The sequence below is a fragment of the Klebsiella sp. Q11 genome (genome assembly GCF_964241505.1).
GTDB lineage: Bacteria > Pseudomonadota > Gammaproteobacteria > Enterobacterales > Enterobacteriaceae > Klebsiella > Klebsiella michiganensis.
Genome location: NZ_CAXSXW010000021.1, coordinates 90,238 through 108,253 on the forward strand (window position 1 = coordinate 90,238; position 18,016 = coordinate 108,253).

The 18,016-nt window shown below is 57.1% G+C and carries 16 protein-coding genes; 6 read left to right on the plus strand and 10 right to left on the minus strand.

Annotated elements, in window-relative coordinates:
* Positions 1–159 precede the first annotated feature (159 nt).
* The 5 genes from argP (at position 160) to ACESQ2_RS26345 (ending at position 6,671) form a co-directional block, all read left to right on the plus strand.
* Positions 160–1,053, plus strand: a complete 894-nt coding sequence (gene argP, locus ACESQ2_RS26325; protein ID WP_004105608.1) for a DNA-binding transcriptional regulator ArgP — start codon at positions 160–162, stop codon at positions 1,051–1,053.
* Between the two features lie 198 nt (positions 1,054–1,251).
* Positions 1,252–3,396, plus strand: a complete 2,145-nt coding sequence (scpA, locus tag ACESQ2_RS26330) for a methylmalonyl-CoA mutase (RefSeq protein ID WP_373171553.1) — start codon at positions 1,252–1,254, stop codon at positions 3,394–3,396.
* Positions 3,389–4,384 carry a methylmalonyl Co-A mutase-associated GTPase MeaB gene (gene meaB, locus ACESQ2_RS26335; RefSeq protein ID WP_154920030.1) on the plus strand — a complete coding sequence of 332 codons (996 nt, stop codon included), beginning with the start codon at positions 3,389–3,391 and terminating at the stop codon, positions 4,382–4,384. The genes scpA and meaB overlap by 8 nt, the downstream gene beginning before the upstream one ends.
* Before the next feature lie 10 nt (positions 4,385–4,394).
* Complete coding sequence (scpB, locus tag ACESQ2_RS26340) at positions 4,395–5,180, plus strand: methylmalonyl-CoA decarboxylase (RefSeq protein WP_373171554.1); 786 nt, start codon at positions 4,395–4,397, stop codon at positions 5,178–5,180.
* 24 nt (positions 5,181–5,204) lie between these two features.
* Positions 5,205–6,671, plus strand: coding sequence for an acetyl-CoA hydrolase/transferase family protein (locus ACESQ2_RS26345; RefSeq protein WP_196546452.1), 1,467 nt, complete (start codon positions 5,205–5,207; stop codon positions 6,669–6,671).
* Here the strand turns inward: ACESQ2_RS26345 and ACESQ2_RS26350 are convergent.
* The 9 genes from ACESQ2_RS26350 to ACESQ2_RS26390 all read right to left on the minus strand — a co-directional run bounded on the left by ACESQ2_RS26350 (position 6,668) and on the right by ACESQ2_RS26390 (position 16,254).
* Positions 6,668–7,564, minus strand: coding sequence for a LysR family transcriptional regulator (locus tag ACESQ2_RS26350; protein ID WP_014226814.1), 897 nt, complete (start codon positions 7,562–7,564; stop codon positions 6,668–6,670). The two genes, ACESQ2_RS26345 and ACESQ2_RS26350, sit on opposite strands and share 4 nt — an antisense overlap.
* 120 nt (positions 7,565–7,684) lie before the next feature.
* A complete protein-coding gene (locus ACESQ2_RS26355) occupies positions 7,685–8,452 on the minus strand; it encodes an oxidative stress defense protein (RefSeq protein ID WP_004854111.1) in 768 nt (255 codons plus the stop codon).
* A gap of 90 nt (positions 8,453–8,542) precedes the next feature.
* The gene (argO, locus tag ACESQ2_RS26360) at positions 8,543–9,178 is read right to left on the minus strand and encodes an arginine exporter ArgO (RefSeq protein WP_032693817.1); all 636 of its coding nucleotides are present in this window, start codon (positions 9,176–9,178) and stop codon (positions 8,543–8,545) included.
* A 149-nt stretch (positions 9,179–9,327) separates the two neighbouring features.
* On the minus strand, positions 9,328–10,185 hold the full coding sequence (locus ACESQ2_RS26365) for a small-conductance mechanosensitive channel MscS (protein WP_014839522.1): 858 nt from the start codon (positions 10,183–10,185) through the stop codon (positions 9,328–9,330).
* A 129-nt stretch (positions 10,186–10,314) separates the two neighbouring features.
* Positions 10,315–11,247 (minus strand): HTH-type transcriptional activator AllS, encoded by a 933-nt coding sequence (gene allS / locus ACESQ2_RS26370; RefSeq protein ID WP_025105956.1) that lies wholly within the window; start codon positions 11,245–11,247, stop codon positions 10,315–10,317.
* The gene (locus ACESQ2_RS26375; protein WP_049069783.1) at positions 11,204–12,037 is read right to left on the minus strand and encodes a DUF2877 domain-containing protein; all 834 of its coding nucleotides are present in this window, start codon (positions 12,035–12,037) and stop codon (positions 11,204–11,206) included. Before ACESQ2_RS26375 ends, allS begins: the two co-directional genes overlap by 44 nt.
* 39 nt (positions 12,038–12,076) lie before the next feature.
* Positions 12,077–13,339 (minus strand): DUF1116 domain-containing protein, encoded by a 1,263-nt coding sequence (locus ACESQ2_RS26380; RefSeq protein ID WP_046878343.1) that lies wholly within the window; start codon positions 13,337–13,339, stop codon positions 12,077–12,079.
* A gap of 16 nt (positions 13,340–13,355) precedes the next feature.
* Positions 13,356–15,017, minus strand: coding sequence for an acyl-CoA synthetase FdrA (locus tag ACESQ2_RS26385; RefSeq protein WP_049069782.1), 1,662 nt, complete (start codon positions 15,015–15,017; stop codon positions 13,356–13,358).
* A gap of 13 nt (positions 15,018–15,030) precedes the next feature.
* A complete protein-coding gene (locus ACESQ2_RS26390; RefSeq protein ID WP_025105952.1) occupies positions 15,031–16,254 on the minus strand; it encodes an MFS transporter in 1,224 nt (407 codons plus the stop codon).
* Positions 16,255–16,582: 328 nt separating this feature from the next.
* On the opposite strand from ACESQ2_RS26390, the gene ACESQ2_RS26395 reads away from it, so the two are divergent.
* The gene (locus ACESQ2_RS26395; protein ID WP_345911533.1) at positions 16,583–17,488 is read left to right on the plus strand and encodes a carbamate kinase; all 906 of its coding nucleotides are present in this window, start codon (positions 16,583–16,585) and stop codon (positions 17,486–17,488) included.
* A 36-nt stretch (positions 17,489–17,524) separates the two neighbouring features.
* Here ACESQ2_RS26395 and ACESQ2_RS26400 read toward each other — a convergent pair.
* A partial coding sequence (locus ACESQ2_RS26400; protein ID WP_373171555.1) for a transposase occupies positions 17,525–18,016 on the minus strand: 492 nt, incomplete at its 5' end.

Consider the following 18,016-nt stretch of genomic DNA (forward strand, 5'->3'; position numbering starts at 1 on the left):
CGAGATGTGAATTCCTGAGGCGCATTATAGAACATCAGGGGGGTCATTGTCCCTGCGACGGCGATCACACAACGCGGTCGCCAATTTTTCATCTTCATCAAAAACAAATTTATGTCATAGTGCGAGTTAACGAAAAGTATTAGGGGGCACGCCAGAGCAATGAAACGACCGGACTACAGAACACTACAGGCGCTGGACGCGGTAATCAGGGAACGAGGGTTTGAGCGCGCCGCGCAGAAGCTTTGTATTACGCAGTCCGCCGTCTCTCAGCGCATCAAACAGCTGGAAAACATGTTTGGACAACCGCTGCTGGTGCGAACCGTACCGCCGCGTCCCACCGAACAGGGGCAAAAGCTGCTGGCCCTGCTGCGTCAGGTCGAACTGCTGGAAGAGGAGTGGCTGGGCGATGAACAAACCGGCTCCACGCCGCTGCTGCTATCGCTGGCGGTCAACGCCGACAGCCTGGCCACCTGGCTGCTGCCCGCGCTCTCCAGCGTGCTTTCCGACTCCCCTATTCGGCTGAACCTGCAGGTGGAAGATGAGACCCGGACCCAGGAACGCCTGCGCCGCGGCGAAGTGGTCGGCGCGGTCAGTATTCAGCCGCAGGCGCTGCCCAGCTGCCTGGTCGATCAGCTCGGCGCCCTCGACTACCTGTTCGTCGCCTCGAAGGAGTTTGCCCAGCGCTATTTCCCCAACGGGGTGACCCGCTCGGCGCTGCTGAAAGCGCCGGTGGTGGCATTCGATCATCTCGATGATATGCACCAGGCCTTTTTGCAGCAGAACTTCGATTTGCCGCCGGGCAGCGTGCCCTGCCATATCGTGAACTCCTCGGAAGCCTTTGTGCAGCTGGCCCGTCAGGGAACAACCTGCTGTATGATCCCGCATCTGCAAATTGAGAGAGAGCTGAACAGCGGCGAACTGATTAACCTCACGCCGGGCCTGTTCCAGCGCCGGATGCTCTACTGGCACCGTTTTGCCCCGGAAAGCCGCATGATGCGCCGGGTGACCGATGCGCTGATCGATTATGGCCATAAAGTGTTGAGACAAGATTAAGCCTCCCAGGCAGGCCGGTGCCTTCCGGCCTGTATGACCCACCTTCTCCTGTTCATATCTTTGAAATACATCACAAAATAAAACATTTCATGCGGCAAAAAACGACGCATCGATGGCTATTTTTTGCTGGCGACAGGGGCGATAAAAAAGCTCACCGTATTCGCAATATCCCATTTCATTGCGCATACGGAGCACAACATGTCAGAGTTACGGGAGTGGCAAACGCTCGCCAACAAAGAGCTCAGCCGGCGGGAAACAACCGTCGATGCCCTGATAAAACAGACGGCAGAGGGCATTGACGTTAAGCCGCTGTATACCGAAGCCGATCTTGATAATCTGGAAGTGACCGGCACCCTGCCCGGCCTGCCGCCTTTCGTTCGCGGCCCGCGCGCCACCATGTACACCGCACAGCCGTGGACCATCCGCCAGTACGCCGGTTTCTCTACCGCCAAAGAGTCCAACGCTTTCTATCGCCGCAACCTCGCCGCCGGGCAGAAAGGGCTTTCCGTCGCCTTCGACCTCGCGACCCATCGGGGCTATGACTCCGATAACCCGCGCGTGGCGGGCGACGTGGGGAAAGCCGGCGTGGCGATCGATACCGTCGAAGACATGAAGATTTTATTCGATCGGATCCCGCTGGATAAGATGTCCGTATCGATGACCATGAACGGCGCGGTGCTGCCGATAATGGCGTTTTATATCGTCGCGGCGGAAGAACAAGGGGTGGAGCCTGAACAGCTCACCGGCACGATCCAGAACGATATTCTGAAAGAGTACCTGTGCCGGAATACCTATATTTACCCGCCAAAGCCCTCAATGCGCATTATCGCCGACATCATCGCCTGGTGTTCGGGCAACATGCCGCGCTTTAACACCATCAGCATCAGCGGCTACCACATGGGCGAAGCCGGAGCCAACTGCGTGCAGCAGGTGGCCTTTACCCTGGCCGACGGTATCGAATACATCAAGGCCGCGCTCTCGGCCGGGCTGAAAATCGATGACTTCGCCCCGCGCCTGTCGTTTTTCTTCGGCATCGGTATGGATCTGTTTATGAACGTCGCCATGCTGCGCGCTGCACGCTACCTGTGGAGCGAAGCGGTAAGCGGCTTCGGCGCCACCAATCCGAAATCCTTAGCCCTGCGCACCCACTGCCAGACCTCCGGCTGGAGCCTCACCGAGCAGGATCCGTATAACAACGTAATCCGCACCACTATCGAAGCGCTCGGCGCCACGCTCGGCGGCACCCAGTCGCTGCACACCAACGCTTTCGACGAGGCGCTTGGCCTGCCCACCGACTTTTCCGCCCGTATCGCGCGTAATACGCAGATCATCATCCAGGAGGAGTCAGAGATCTGCCGCACCGTGGATCCGCTGGGTGGTTCGTATTACGTCGAGTCGCTGACCGATCGGATCGTTAAGCAGGCGCGGGCCATTATGCAGCAGATCGACGACGCGGGCGGAATGGCAAAGGCGATCGAGGCCGGACTGCCGAAACGGATGATCGAAGAGGCCTCCGCCCGCGAACAATCGCTGATCGACCAGGGCAAGCGCGTCATCGTCGGCGTCAATAAGTACAAACTGGAAAAAGAAGATGAAACGGCGGTACTGGAGATCGACAACGTTAAGGTGCGCAACGAACAGATCGCCTCGCTGGAAAAAATTCGCGCCAGTCGGGACGACGTGACGGTAAAAGCCGCGCTGAACGCCCTCACCCACGCCGCGCAGTATGGTGAAAACCTACTGGCCGCCGCCATCAACGCCGCCCGCGTCCGCGCCACGCTGGGCGAAATTTCCGACGCGCTGGAGGCGGCGTTTGACCGCTACCTGGTGCCCAGCCAGTGCGTCACCGGCGTAATTGCGCAAAGCTACCACCAGTCAGACAAAGCCGCCGGCGAGTTCGACGCTATTGTTGCGCAAACCGAAAAATTCCTCGCGGAACGCGGCCGCCGCCCGCGCATTCTGATCGCCAAAATGGGTCAGGACGGCCACGATCGCGGGGCCAAAGTGATCGCCAGCGCCTATTCCGATCTCGGCTTCGACGTTGACCTGAGCCCGATGTTTTCCACGCCAGAAGAGATCGCCCGCCTGGCGGTGGAAAACGACGTGCACGTGGTGGGCGCCTCATCTCTGGCGGCAGGCCACAAAACCCTGATCCCCGAGCTGATCGATGCCCTGAAAAAATGGGGGCGAGAAGATATCTGCGTCATCGCCGGCGGCGTCATCCCGCCGCAGGATTACGCCTTCCTGCAGGCGCGCGGCGTGGCCGCCATTTACGGCCCCGGTACGCCGATGCTGGAGAGCGTAAGCGACGTCCTGATGAGGATTAGCCAATATCATGATTAACCACGCCACGCTGACGGACGCCGTGCGGCGACTACGCCTGGGCGAGCGGGCCACGCTCGCCCAGGCCATGACGCTGGTGGAGAGCCAGCATCCCCGCCACCAGGCGCTAAGCGCACAGCTGCTGGATGCCATTATGCCCTTCACCGGCAACGCCCTGCGCCTCGGCGTCACCGGCACGCCGGGGGCCGGAAAAAGCACTTTTCTGGAAGCTTTCGGCATGCTGCTAATTCGCCACGGCCTGCGGGTCGCGGTGATAGCGGTCGATCCGAGCAGCCCGGTCAGCGGCGGCAGCATTCTTGGCGACAAGACGCGCATGATCGAACTGGCGCGATCGGACTCGGCCTTTATTCGCCCGGTGCCCTCCAGCGGCCATCTGGGCGGCACCAGCCTGCGCGCGCGGGAGCTGATACTGCTATGCGAAGCGGCGGGCTATGACGCGGTGATTGTCGAAACCGTCGGCGTCGGCCAGTCGGAAACGGAGGTCTCCCGGCTGGTGGACTGCTTTATCTCGCTGCAGATCGCCGGCGGCGGTGACGATCTGCAGGGCATTAAGAAGGGGATTATGGAGATGGCGGATATCGTGGTTATCAATAAAGATGATGGCGAGAACCGCGCCAGAGTGGCAATCACCCGTCATATGTATGAATCCGCCCTGCATATTCTGCGCCGCAAGCACGCCGCGTGGCAGCCGCGCGTTTTGAGCTGTAGCGCGCTGGAGCAGCGCGGTATCGAAGCCGTCTGGCTCGCAATTCTTGACTTCAAAACCACCCTCACCGACAGCGGCGATCTGGAAAAACTGCGCCAGCGCCAGGCGCTGGAGTGGCTGCAAAAGCAGGCCGAAACCGAGGCGCTGCACCTGCTGTTTGCCAGAACCGACTTTGCACGCTACTTCCAGCAAACGCTACAGGCGGTGAAAAACAAAGGCCTCTCGCCGCGCACCGGCCTGCGGCAGATTAGCGAATTCCTCCAGAACCATTACTTTGCGTAAAAGGATATTTATGTCTTATCAATATGTTAATGTCGAAATTATCCGCAAGGTTGCGGTGATTGAGTTCAACTATAGCCGCAAGCTCAACGCCTTAAGCAAGGTGTTTATCGACGATCTGATGCAGGCGCTGAGCGACCTCAACCGGCCGGAAATTCGCTGCGTCATTTTACGCGCGCCCGGGGGAGCAAAGGTTTTCTCCGCCGGCCATGACATCCACGAATTGCCCGGCGGGCGCCGCGATCCGCTCTCGTATGACGATCCGCTGCGTCAGATCACCCGTATGATCCAAAAGTATCCGAAACCGGTGATCTCCATGGTCGAAGGCAGCGTCTGGGGCGGCGCGTTTGAGATGATCATGAGCTCCGATCTGATCATCGCCGCCAGCACGTCCACGTTCTCTATGACGCCGGTGAATCTCGGCGTGCCCTACAACCTGGTCGGCATTCACAATCTGACCCGCGACGCCGGCTTTCATATCGTGAAAGAGCTGATTTTCACCGCCCTGCCGATTACCGCCCAGCGCGCGCTGGCGGTCGGTATTCTCAATCACGTGGTGGACGCCGACGAACTGGAAGATTTTACCTTGCAGATGGCGCACCACATCTCCGAGAAAGCGCCGCTGGCGATCGCGGTCATTAAGGAAGAGCTGCGCGTGCTTGGCGAAGCCCACACCATGAATTCCGATGAGTTCGAACGTATTCAGGGAATGCGTCGCGCCGTCTACGACAGCGTGGATTATCAGGAAGGCATGAGCGCGTTTATGGAAAAGCGTAAACCTGAGTTCATCGGCCATTAATCACGCCGGATTAAGGAGTATAAAATGAAACGGATGAGCGCCGATGAAGCGGCGGAGATTATCCAGCACGACCAGATGGTGGCGTTCAGCGGATTCACGCCCGCCGGTTCGCCTAAAGCGCTGCCCGCGGCCATCGCTCGCCGCGCTGATGAATTACATCGGGCGCAGAAGCCTTTTCAGATCCGCTTGCTGACCGGCGCCTCCATCAGCGCCGCCGCCGATGACGCGCTATCGGCAGCCGATGCCGTCTCGTGGCGCGCGCCGTATCAGACCGCCTCCGGACTGCGGCAAAAAATCAACCAGGGGCAGGTAAAGTTTGTCGATCTGCACCTGAGCGAAGTGGCGCAAATGGTCAACTATGGGTTCTTTGGCGAGATTGATATCGCGGTGATCGAAGCTTCGGCTATCGCGCCGGACGGACGGGTCTGGCTCACCAGCGGTATCGGCAACGCGCCAACCTGGCTGCTGCGGGCGAAGAAAGTGATCATTGAGCTGAATCACTACCACAGCCCGCGGGTTGCCGAGCTGGCCGATATCGTGATCCCCGGTGCCCCGCCGCGGCGCAACAGCATCGCCATCTTTCATGCGATGGATCGCGTGGGCAGCCGGTACGTGCAAATCGATCCGAAAAAGATTGTCGCTGTGGTGGAGACCGAGCTGCCCGACGCCGGAAACGTTCTGGATAACAATAATCCGGTTTGTCAGAAAATTGCCGATAACGTGGTCACCTTTCTGCTGGAAGAGATGGCTCGCGGACGCATCCCGCCTGAATTTCTGCCGCTGCAAAGCGGCGTGGGCAATATCAACAACGCGGTCATGGCGCGGCTGGGCGAAAATCCGGATATCCCCGCTTTTATGATGTACTCGGAAGTTTTACAGGAGTCGGTGGTTCATCTGCTGGAAACGGGGAAAATCACCGGCGTCAGCGCCTCCAGCCTGACGATATCCGCCGGTTCGTTGCGCAAGATTTACGACAATATGGATTTCTTCGCCAGCCGCATTGTCCTGCGCCCGCAGGAGATCTCCAATCATCCGGAAATTATCCGCCGTCTGGGGGTTATCGCCCTCAACGTGGGGCTGGAGTTTGATATCTACGGTCACGCCAACTCGACGCACGTAGCCGGGGTGAATCTGATGAACGGCATCGGCGGTAGCGGCGATTTTGAACGCAACGCCTGGCTCTCTATCTTTATGGCGCCGTCCATCGCCAAGGACGGGAAGATCTCCACCATCGTGCCGATGTGCAGCCATGTCGATCACAGCGAGCACAGCGTGAAGGCGATCGTTACCGAGCAGGGTATCGCCGATCTGCGCGGGCTATCGCCGCTGCAGCGCGCCCGCGCCATCATTGATAACTGCGCGCATCCGCTCTACCGGGACTATTTACATCGCTATCTGGAGAGCGCTCCCGGCGGACATATTCACCACGACCTCGCCCACGCCTTCGACCTGCATCGTAATCTGCTTGAGCACGGTTCAATGCTCGGCTAGCCCTCCGCGCCGTCGCGATCTTCAGTAATATGCTGAAGCATTGTGGCGGTATAGCGATGATTTTTCAGCGAATAGAGATACTCCTGCATATACATCGCGCTGCCGGGCGCGTCGAAGTACTTCAGCTTCGCCGGATTCACCAGACGCCAGGCGAAGTAAGGAATAACCGTCAAAAACTGCCCGCGCTCTACGGCGCTAATTTTGGCCATAAAGCTGTAGGGGCGATAGATAATCGTCGGGTTGATCCCGCTGGGGCGCATATACGCGTCCAGCATCGCCTCAAAATTGGCCCGGTTCTGGAAACGCATCTGCAGCCAGGGCAGCTCACGTAACAGATCCTGCGGCGGCTTATCTTCATAACGGCGGGAAACAAGAAACCCCAGACGCAGCGGCGCCAGTTCGCTAATGGTCAAATTTTCCAGCTCCTGCACGCGGGGCGAAACATGCTGCGGCGAGATAATAAAATCCAGCTGGCGATCGAACAGGTTATCAATCACGCCATTCTCGCTGAACTCCACGGCCTGGGTGGTTACGCCATCGTATTTATCGCCCAGGCTGATGAGCTGATCGAAAATAATCGTTGGATAGGTATTGTCGATGCCGATAACGATGTTGCGCGAGCGGTGCGCGGAATAGTGAATTTCGTTATCGATGGCCGATAAGCGCTGATAAATGGGAAACAGCTTCTGATAGAGCTCCTGCCCCGCTTTATTGAGGCTGATGCTGTTATCTTTACGGGTAAATAGCGTATAGCCGATCTGATCCTCCAGCGCAGCGATGCTTTTGCCGAAGGGAGATGCGGTCATATGAATTTTTTCCGCCGCTCTGGCGATATTATTGGTCTGCGCCAACAGAATGAAATTGCGCATCTTTTTCGAAATAAAGATATCCATGCTCACCTCATCGTAGAACAGGGATATATCCTTACCTTATTCAGGGAAAAGACTTTTGTCGCGCTCTCAATTTTACAGATAGTGACAGAAAAAACCCGGCGCGAAGGCCGGGCGACAGGATTACTGTGCGGCTTTGGGTTCTTCAGCGGGTTTCGCCGGTTCCGCAGGTGTAGGCGCAGGCTGGGTCGGCTGCAGCTCAAACACCACGTCCACCTGGTCATCAAACTGAATGGTCGCCTGCTCGTAGGTTTCCTGAGCAGAAACCGGCGCCGCATCGGCTTTCATCATCCGCACCATCGGGCTCGGCTGGTAGTTGGAGACATGATAGCGAACGCTGTAGACGGGCCCCAGTTTGCCGTGGAACCCGGTAGCCAGCTCCTGAGCCTGGTGAATGGCATCATCAATCGCCGCTTTACGCGCTTTATCTTTATAAGCGTCCGGCTGCGCCACGCCCAGTGAGACCGAACGGATCTCATTCAGACCGGCTTTAAGCGCCCCATCTAACAGACCGTTGAGCTTATCCAGCTGGCGCAGCGTCACTTCAACGCTACGCACCGCGCGGTAGCCCTTAAGAATGCTTTTACCGTTCTGATAGTCGTAATCAGGCTGGGTACGCAGGTTAGCTGAGTTAATGTCTTTCTTCGCAATGCCGCTCTTCTCCAGGAAGGAGAGATACTGGGCCACGCGCTCATCGGCCTGTTTTTTAGCGGATGCCGCGTCTTTCGCGGAGACGTTTACTTCAATCGCCAGCGTAGCGATATCAGGAACCGCAGCGACGCTGGCGGTACCTGAAGTGACGATATGTGGGCCGTTTGGCAACTCATTTGCCTGAACCGCCATTGCGCTAAATCCGAGTGCCGCCGCCAGGGCCATGACTTTTAACTTCACTGTCGTTTCTCCATCTTACATTGGTCGTCTATACGCAGACGCATGCCTGCAAGCTTAGCGCGTACGCGGAGAAAGTCCATCGGACAAGGCTTAGTTAAGCAGCGCCTGCACATGAGCGAAGCCATCCTTCGCCAGCTGGAAGGCAATGACCCACATCACCAGACCGACCAGCACGTTGATAATGCGCTGCGCCTTCGCCGTACGCAGGCGAGGGGCGAGCCAGGCGGCCAGCAGGGCCAGCCCAAAGAACCATAAGAATGAGGCGCTGATGGTACCTAAGGCAAACCAGCGCTTCGGCTCCATCGCCAGCTGCCCGCCAAGGCTGCCGAGAACCACAAACGTATCCAGATACACGTGCGGATTCAGCCAGGTGACCGCCAGCATAGTGACAATAATTTTCCAGCGCCCCTGCTTCATCACTTCCGCGCTGGCCAGTGCCAGATTGCTGCTCAAGGCCGTTTTCAGCGCGCCAAAGCCGTACCACAATAAAAAAGCGACGCCGCCCCAGGTCACCAGCGCCAGCAGCCACGGCGACTGCATCAGCAGCGCGCTGCCGCCAAAAATCCCGGCGCAGATCAGCAGCAGATCGCTGATGGCGCACAGCAGAGCAATCATCAGGTGGTACTGACGGCGAATGCCCTGATTCATCACAAAGGCGTTTTGCGGACCGAGCGGCAAAATCATGGCCGCTCCCAGGGCAAGGCCCTGAAAGTAATACGATAACATCGCAAGTGATTTCCACTGAAAGAGTCAATGCCGGGGAATATAGCGCGCGGAAATCATTAGAGGAAATTGAAAATTTTAATCATTAATAAGAACTACTAATAGTGCGCAGAAAAAAGGCCGGACAAACCGGCCTGTATAAATGAGGAGAATTACTCTGCTTTTTCCTGCGGACGAATGACGTGAACGTCCATCTGCGGATACGGGAAGCCGATGCCGTTCGCGTCAAAGTCGCGCTTAATACGCTCCAGAACGTCCCAGTATACGCTTTGCAGATCGCTGCTCTTACTCCATACGCGCACCACGTAGTTCACCGAAGAAGCGCCCAGTTCATTCAGACGCACGGTCATTTCACGATCTTTGAGGATACGTTCATCCGATTCGATGATATTGGTGAGCAGCTGCTTCACTTTATCGATATCAGCATCGTAGGCCACGCCGATGATAAACTCGTTGCGGCGCACCGGCTCGCGGGAGAAGTTGATGATATTCCCGGCAATGATTTTACCGTTCGGCACCACCACGATTTTGCCATCCGCGCTGCGCAGGGTCGTGGAGAAAATCTGCACGTTCAGCACGGTTCCCGCGATACCGCCAAGGTCAACGTATTCACCGGCGCGGAACGGGCGGAAGACCACCAGCAGGACGCCAGCGGCAAGGTTAGACAGCGAGCCCTGCAGCGCCAGACCGACGGCTAAGCCCGCGGCGCCGAGCACCGCGATCACCGAGGCGGTTTGCACGCCCACGCGGCCGAGAGCGGCGATCAGGGTAAAAGCAATAACGGCGTAGCGTACCAGCGCAGAGAGAAAATCGGCAACGGTGGCATCAATATGCCGCGCCCGCATCAGGCGATTGACGGTGTTGGAAACAATCCGCGCCACGATCAAACCGACAATAATAATCGCGATAGCCGCGACAATGTTGACGGCATAGCTCAGCAGTAACGCCTGATTGCGCACCAGCCATGAACCGGCGTTATTGATGCTATCGACAACGTTCAAATCTTCCATTTAGTAATCCTTGGGTCATATCAAAAAAAAGCAAATGAGATCATTCTCACGAAAATGACCTTTTAAAGGTAAACAAAAACCACCGAAGATGCCATTTCTCAATCTGTTCCAGATGAAAGCAACGTTGTTTCACGCTTGCGCAGGACGATCCACCATCCGCAAAAATCCGCTGACTAACACGTCTTTGTGTTTAAACTTCCGGGCGATTTCACTGACCACTTTGCCGCTACCGGCGTTTTTCCACGCAACAGAGAGCGGAGAAGGCTGGCGGCCATTAGCGACCGCGCGGGCCACCAGCGCCCCGGACTCCAGATAGGAACGACACATCCGTTCCGGTAAAAAACCCACTCCCAGGCCGCTGAGATGACAGGCCAGCTTGGTGCTGAGGTCCGGCACCTTAATCTCTTTTTGCCCATTGAGCAGCCAGGCGACGCGGCGGGTTAACGTCCGCGACGTATCCTCGATATTGATCGCTGGATAGCGACGCAGCATATCATCGGACAACACCGCGGCGGGGTGGTTGGCAAGCGGATGGTTCTGCGCCACCACAAACTGCCAGCGAATATCACCGAGCGGTAATAAGGAGATATTGTTCGACAGCGATTCCGAGCCGGTGACGCCAATCGCCAGTTGGAAATCGTCATATAACAGCGAATCCCAGACGCCCATATAAACCTGGCGGGAAATCTGAAAACGGGTAAAGGGAAACTGCTGATGCAGCCAGGTCAGCAGATCTGCGGCGGTTTGCGGTTGATACAACAGGTTATTGATAACGATATTTACCTGCCTTTCTACGCCGGCATTGATTTGCTGGAGTTCATCGGGCATCACGTCGAGCCAGTTAAGCCACTGTCGGCAGTGCTCAAGCAGATGCTGCCCGGCCAGCGTCAGGCTCACCGAACGGGTCGTACGTAAGAAGAGCTGCGTCCCCACCTGCTCTTCCAGCGTTTTGATGCGATAGCTAATCGCCGCTGGCGTTTTATGCAGCGTGCTGGCCGCGCGGGAAAAACTCCCGGTCTCAGCGACCTGAATAAACGTGCGGATGGTTTCCTGATCGAGCATGCATTCTCCTTGAGTCCACTTTCTGTAACCAATGCTGCGCGAATGCGATTCCTAGTAGCGTATCAGCGCCTGAAGTATGGCCTACCGCCAACAAACGCTGAATAGCCCGCTGCGGGTCGCTTGTCGACTGCAGCCCGCGCATCACTTTAACGACCGGCAGCGAAAACTCGCCCCGTCTGGCGCTATTCAGGTAGCTACAGCTTACCGAAGTTGTCAGCGATACAAGTTGATCCGCCGGGGGGATAAATAGTTTCAGACGGCAGGAAAGCCCCGCGCCGTGCAGCGCCGCCAGCATCCCGGCAAGCATATCATCGCCGCTGGGGGTTAATCCCGGCCCATTGCCAATAAGCCAGCGCCAGTCCGGACGCTCGCCGCGGTACCAACGCTCAAGCTCGCTGACTAACGATGAATAAAACGGCATGTCCGCCAGTGGCTGATTGAGCGCGCCGCACAGCCCGCTGAAGTGGGAATAAGCAGAAAGATCGAGAGGGAACGCATTGCCGGTGTGGAGAGGTAATTTGAGCGTCCGGCGCGGACGAATCAGCACGCCCGCCCCCCACAGTAACGCCCCTTGTTTGACCAGCCGCGTCAGATGACCCAGCCGCGCGAACTGCGCGCTGCTCAGCAGAATGCCCGTCGGACCTATTCCTTTGCCATAGCGAAATAACGTCAGTAGGGAGCCATCGGCGTGGCAAAAATTGATCGCCTGTGAAAATTGGCTATGGCGTTGCCACACGCCGTCCGCCAGACGTTCAAGGCCCGTGCAGGCAAGTGAGTTGATCGTTTTCATCGCGGTGACTCCGGGGCGGCGAGGCCGCCCCTTTTCCAATCAGGCGGTGAGATGGTGCAGTTCCGCCAGCGCTTCCAGCGCTTTTTCAAAGCACAACAGCGGCGCCCGGACGGTCCCCGCTCCGACCTGACCAATACCCGCTTCGCGATGGGCGATCCCGGTATTGATAAGCGGCGTTATGCCGGTCTCCACGACCCGACGAACATCCAGTCCCAGACAGGCGCCCTTGAAATCCCAGGAGGGGATCTGGAACAGCGGGTTGTTGGTGAGATAAATTTCAGACATCTCTTCCGAGGTCTCCAGCGCGGCGCCCATCCCGCCTGCGCCGACAAAGCGTGTGACGCCCGGGGCGGCAATCATCGCCGCCCCGCCGATCCCCAGCGTTTCGGTAATCGCGCTATCGCCAATATCCGGGTTGGCGTCGGCCTGACTGTAGCCGGTGAAGAACAACCCCTGCGGCGTATTGACCGGCGCGGTAAACCAGCGGTCGCCGGTGCCGCTAACGCGAATGCCGAACTCTCGACCGTTGCGGGTCATCGCGGTGACTACTGAACCGGCTTTGATTTCCGCCGCCGCATCCATCACCGCTTTGCTGTAGGCCATCGCCAGGTTAAGGAAGAACTGATCGGTCACGCTCAAAAACTGCAGCACTGCGACGATCTCCGCATTCGGCCGATCCAGACCGGCAATCACCGGCGACAGCGTACGCAGCAGCAGCGATGAAGCGGCGATATTACGCTGGTGGAACTCATCCCCCATGGTAATTGCCTGCGCCATCATTGCCGTCAGGTCGATGCCGTTTTCCATGCGCGACAGCGCTTCCTGCAGCACCGGCGCGAGGGTATCGCGCATCCAGCGCAGACGCGTCTGCACGTCCTCGCCGTAGGCCCCGAAGCGCATCACTTTACCGATCCCTTCGTTAAGGTTGCAGCACGATTGATTGCCATGAACCACATCGCGCACCACCAGCACCGGCATATTCGCCGAGGTGATCCCTCCCATCGGTCCTACCGCGCCCACGTGATGACAAGGGATGAATTCCACCTCGCCCCGCTCCAGCAGGCGCACGGCTTCTTCTTCGCTCGCCGCCCACCCTTCAAACAACGACGCGCCGATACAGGCTCCGCGCATCGGCCCAGTCATCTCCTGCCAGGCGATCGGCGGCCCGGCGTGCAGTAATTTACGTCCAGAAGATAATTCAGCCACCGCGTCTTTCGCAGGGCGTACGGCAACCCAATGCGGGCGCGCGGCTTTCATTCGTTCGATAATGGCTTCGTTAGCCTGTGCAATAGATGAGTACATATCCATACCTCTGAACTTAATGTAACTGCTTGAGTAAACTGGCGAGACGGGCGTTGCCGCCGGCAACAGGCGCCCACTGATAATGCACCACCGGCGTGCCGCTGCTTTGCAGATCCAGCGCGAAGCTGCGCAATCCGGCATTGATAACCTGAACGCCGTCGAGCAGCGGGTTGTGCGCTGCCGATTCGCAAGGTGGTTGATGCTGCGTCAGGCTAACCGCCAGCAGCGCCGCCTCTTCGAGGGTATCCACCACCGCAATCCCGGCCTCGCGCAAGATGGCGATCTGCCCGCTCCGTCCCTGCGGGTCGGCATCAGTACCGGTCATGGTGGCGATGACGACCAGCGGCGCGGCGCGTTTGCCGCGAACTTGCTCGACGGCTTCCACCACGGCGCCAGCAGGATCCGCACAGGCGCCGTAGCCCAACACCACATCCAGCAGCAGCACGCCGACTTCCGGCATGGCCGCCAGCTTCTCGATTTCAATGCTACGGGTGGTGGGGTCGATCATCGGATGCGGTCTGCCGAGGGTGTAGCTATCGTCGCCGAGATCGACAATGCGATGCCCGTCGGCTTCCAGCATCACGCCGTCGGCGTGGGTGTTGCTGACCGGAAGCCCCAGGTTAGCGGAGAGCAGCATCGCGGCCTCGGCAGCAAGGGTGCCGCCGGCATACAAACCATAAATCCCCTTGCCCGCAACCTGCGGCTGGCTCTGCCGCTGCTGCGCCACGCGCATCAGCAGGACCGCCAGCTGCGCGGCATCCGCCAGCGAGTTCGCCAGCCAGACATTGCCCTCGCGGCGCTGCTCGGCGCGGCTGCCAAGGAACAGCGCTACCACCGGTTTATGCTGTTTTTGCATTGCTGCAATAATGCGGGAACGAACCTGCGGCGACGGCGGTTTCGAAACAAAGGCAATAACCTGCGTCGCGCTGTCAGCCGCCAGCATCTCCAGCGCGGTCAGGGCGCTGATGCCGCCGACTTCAGCGCTGAGATCGCGCCCGCCAAGGCCGATAGCGTGGCTAATTCCCTGCTGGTGCAACGCCACCTGCGAGGTGATTTCCTGGATCCCGGTCCCTGACGCGCCAATCACGCCAATCCCGCCCTGCGGCAAAACGTTGGCGAAGGCCAGCGGGCTGCCGGCAATCATCGCCGTTCCACAGTCCGGTCCCATCACGATGAGCCCCTTCTCGCGGGCCAGCGTTTTCAGTTCCACCTCTTGCCCCAGCGAGATGTTATCGGAGAACAGCATTACGTTTTTGTTTGCCAGCAGCCCCTCTTTCGCCACTCCGGCGGCGTACTCGCCAGCCACCGACACCAACAGCAGGTTAGCGTCCGGCAGTTTCTGGCAAGCGCTCTCCCAGCGCCGCGCCTTAATCAGTTGCGTAGAGCTTCCCGACGCATTGGCGATAGCGCTCAGTTCTTTCTCTAACTGATCGCGGATTAAATCGAGGATTTCCGGCTGCGCTTCATGGGTGCGTACCGCCACGCAAATATCATTCGGCGTGGCTTCGCTGAAATCCGGGTGCCAGAAACCGGTCGATTCCAGCATCGATTTATTCGCCGGGGTTCCCATCATCACCGAAACCTGATCCACTTCCGGGCGTTCACTTAATTTGCGGGAAATAATCATCAGGCTCACGGAGTCCTGAAAGCTTCCCTTTTTAATAAAAGCGTAAATCATTACCGCTACCTCTTTATGTGCGTTTTTCTTTTAAAAACAGCATGGCGACCAGACCAACAACCAGCAGCCCGGCGGAAACATAAAAACTCGATGCCAGACTGCCGGTAATATCACGCGCTGCGCCTGCAATAATTGGCGCCAGAATCGATGAGCTCATGCCGATAAAATTAAATAAACCAAATGCGGTGCTGTAATTGGTTTCATCGACGCTATCGGCGACCAGCGCCACCAGCACCGGATCCAGCGCCAGTTTGCCGACCAGGCCATACACGCACAGCGCGGCGATGACCCCGGTCATGCTCGGCATCCAAATAATTGACAGCATGCTGGCGATCGCCACCGGCACGAGGAACAGAATTAACGGTTTACGACGGCCTAATTTATCCGACAGACCAGAGAACAGCAGCGCACCGGGAATGGAAATCCACGCGACCAGCGATGAAATAAATCCAGTTTCACTACCGGCAATGCCGCGTTCGTTTTGCAGATAATAAGGAAGCCAGGTCAGAATCACGAAGAATCCGAACAAACTGCAGAACACCATGATATAAGTCAGAATTAAATTACGGTTTTTCAGCAGATCGCTAAATTTGCCTTTTTGTACCGGCTTACCGTCAACGTCGGCGGTACGCTTTTTCTCTTTCACGAATAACCAGATGGCAATCCCGACCAGCACCGATGGTACCGCCATGGCGTAGAACGGCATCCGCCATGAATAGCCCAGATCGTAAACCAGCCAGCTCGACGTCATCAGGCCAAGGGCAATACCGAAGGCCATACCGCTATTGATGATCGCGCTACCCAGCGAACGGAATTTTTTCGGGATCTGCTCAGAAGACAAACCGTACTGCGGGCCATAATACGTTCCCTCGCCAGCGCCGGTGATCGCGCGGGCAAACAGCAGCATATACCAGCTTTTTACCCAACCGGTGACGGCAGTAAATACGCCGAACAGAATAAACCCCGGCACCAGCACTTTTTTCTTACCAATTTTGTCGCCGAGAATTCCCGCCGGGACCTGCAGCAAAGCGTAAGAAAAATAAAAAACAGAGTTGAGTATGCCTAATTGCGTGCCGCTTAAACCAAACTCTTTTTCCAGTTCCCCCATCACCGGATTTAACACCGTGCGATCGGCATACATAAATACCCAGCCCAACCAGAAAAGAAATACCGTGACCCACCAGGCCGGTATTCCTTTTCTTTTCGTCACCTCGGTGACCTCATACGTTCCTGACATAAGCTTTCTCCCGGCAATATTCTCCTCATGGCATCACAGCCGATGCGTGAGGGATTGATGATTTAACTACGCTAACCATATCGGGCTAACCACGAATTTCTTTTGAACAAAGTCACACAAAACCTATTGTTTTAAATTACTAAAAACTGCAATCTGCATTATTAAAAAAAATCTAATAATCATTTTAAAAAATATTTAAATAAAACCAGCGGATATAATATTTATTGGCGAGATATTTTTTACTCTCCATGAAGTGGCGATCTCATCACATAACCAGACCGCTAAAACGATATTTTTAGCGCACATCTTTTTATTCAATGAGGTCATCATGAAAAAGAAAATTGTCATTGCGCTGGGCGGTAATGCGTTACTGCAGCGCGGGGAAGTGCTCAGCGCGGAAAACCAGCAGCGTAGTATTCAACTCTTTGCCCGGATGGCGGCTGAATTAGCCCGTGATTATCAGTTGGTGATCGTACACGGCAATGGCCCGCAGGTTGGATTGCTGGCGCTGCAAAACGCCGCCTATAGCGAGTCCCCCGCCTGGCCGCTGGATATTCTGGTGGCGGAAAGCCAGGGGATGATTGGCTTCGCCATCGCCCAGGAGCTGATGCAATACGCTGGCGATACACCGGTTAGCACCCTGATGACCCGCGTGGAGGTAGCGGCTAATGATGACGCCTTTGCCGCCCCCGGCAAATATATCGGCCCGGTGTATCCGCCGCAGCAGCAGGCAGAGTTGGAAAAACGCTATGGTTGGCAGATGAAAGCGGACGGCGGCTATATCCGCCGGGTGGTTCCGTCGCCGAAGCCGCTGAATATTGTTGATAGCGCGGCGATCCGGACGCTGATGAATGCCGGTCATCTGGTTATTTGCTGCGGCGGCGGCGGGATCCCGGTGGTCGCCGAGACGCACGGCTACCGGGGGGTGGAAGCAGTTATCGATAAAGATCTGACGGCGGCGGCGCTTGCCAGCGCGATTAATGCCGACCATCTGCTGATTCTGACAGATGCCGATGCCGTGTATGCCGATTGGGGTACGCCGCAGGCCCGCCCGCTGCATCATGCCACTGTTGCTACGCTCGCGCCGTTTGCCGCGCCGGACGGCGCAATGGGCCCGAAAGCGGAAGCGGTGATTCAGTTTGTCGAGCATACCGGGAATCGCGCGTTTATCGGCGCGTTAAAGGATGCGCCGCAGATACTGGCTGGCAAGAAAGGCACCTGCGTGACCCGCTAAAAAAAATGGCTTCCCGTAGGAAGTAATGCCAGTCAGTTAAGCAACTGACTGGCCCTTTTTCGGGGCCGTGGGGTATCTCCATGGCCTTTCCTTTACCACTCTCGGGAAGGCCCTTTCTCTTCTTGTCGGTAATTTTACCAGTTGCCCCATGCTTTCAAGATCGCGCATCAGCTCCGGGAGACGCCCTGGTGAAGCGCCCTGAAGAGTCATCAACATTCTCATGACCATGCCACATGATTCTGAGAAGCTCAGCTGATTCGGCCAGTATCCTTTCAGATGCCCGGCCATTTTAATCATCTGATATCTCACCAGATTATAAGCCAGTAAGACGCCCCACAGTTCCTGCTCCACAAGCTCCGGCTTTTTACTTCTTAGCGTCAGCCTGCTCAGTTGCATCGTCTGTTTTATCTCCCGGTATCCCAGTTCAATTTCCCAGCGATGGCTGTACAGATCTGCCATTTCCCCACCGGGGTAACGCATGGCATCCGTCATTGACGTCAGCAGATGGCAGACTTTACCTTTGCGCGT

Bases quoted from the DNA above. Each gene is read 5' to 3' on its own strand.
- argP (WP_004105608.1), top strand. From the start codon at position 160: ATGAAACGACCGGACTACAGAACACTACAGGCGCTGGACGCGGTAATC.
- scpB (WP_373171554.1), top strand. From the start codon at position 4,395: ATGTCTTATCAATATGTTAATGTCGAAATTATCCGCAAGGTTGCGGTG.
- ACESQ2_RS26345 (WP_196546452.1), top strand. From the start codon at position 5,205: ATGAAACGGATGAGCGCCGATGAAGCGGCGGAGATTATCCAGCACGAC.
- ACESQ2_RS26365 (WP_014839522.1), bottom strand. From the start codon at position 10,185: ATGGAAGATTTGAACGTTGTCGATAGCATCAATAACGCCGGTTCATGG.
- scpA (WP_373171553.1), top strand. From the start codon at position 1,252: ATGTCAGAGTTACGGGAGTGGCAAACGCTCGCCAACAAAGAGCTCAGC.
- ACESQ2_RS26375 (WP_049069783.1), bottom strand. From the start codon at position 12,037: ATGAAAACGATCAACTCACTTGCCTGCACGGGCCTTGAACGTCTGGCG.
- ACESQ2_RS26385 (WP_049069782.1), bottom strand. From the start codon at position 15,017: ATGATTTACGCTTTTATTAAAAAGGGAAGCTTTCAGGACTCCGTGAGC.
- ACESQ2_RS26350 (WP_014226814.1), bottom strand. From the start codon at position 7,564: ATGGATATCTTTATTTCGAAAAAGATGCGCAATTTCATTCTGTTGGCG.
- allS (WP_025105956.1), bottom strand. From the start codon at position 11,247: ATGCTCGATCAGGAAACCATCCGCACGTTTATTCAGGTCGCTGAGACC.
- ACESQ2_RS26380 (WP_046878343.1), bottom strand. From the start codon at position 13,339: ATGTACTCATCTATTGCACAGGCTAACGAAGCCATTATCGAACGAATG.
- ACESQ2_RS26390 (WP_025105952.1), bottom strand. From the start codon at position 16,254: ATGTCAGGAACGTATGAGGTCACCGAGGTGACGAAAAGAAAAGGAATA.
- ACESQ2_RS26395 (WP_345911533.1), top strand. From the start codon at position 16,583: ATGAAAAAGAAAATTGTCATTGCGCTGGGCGGTAATGCGTTACTGCAG.
- argO (WP_032693817.1), bottom strand. From the start codon at position 9,178: ATGTTATCGTATTACTTTCAGGGCCTTGCCCTGGGAGCGGCCATGATT.
- meaB (WP_154920030.1), top strand. From the start codon at position 3,389: ATGATTAACCACGCCACGCTGACGGACGCCGTGCGGCGACTACGCCTG.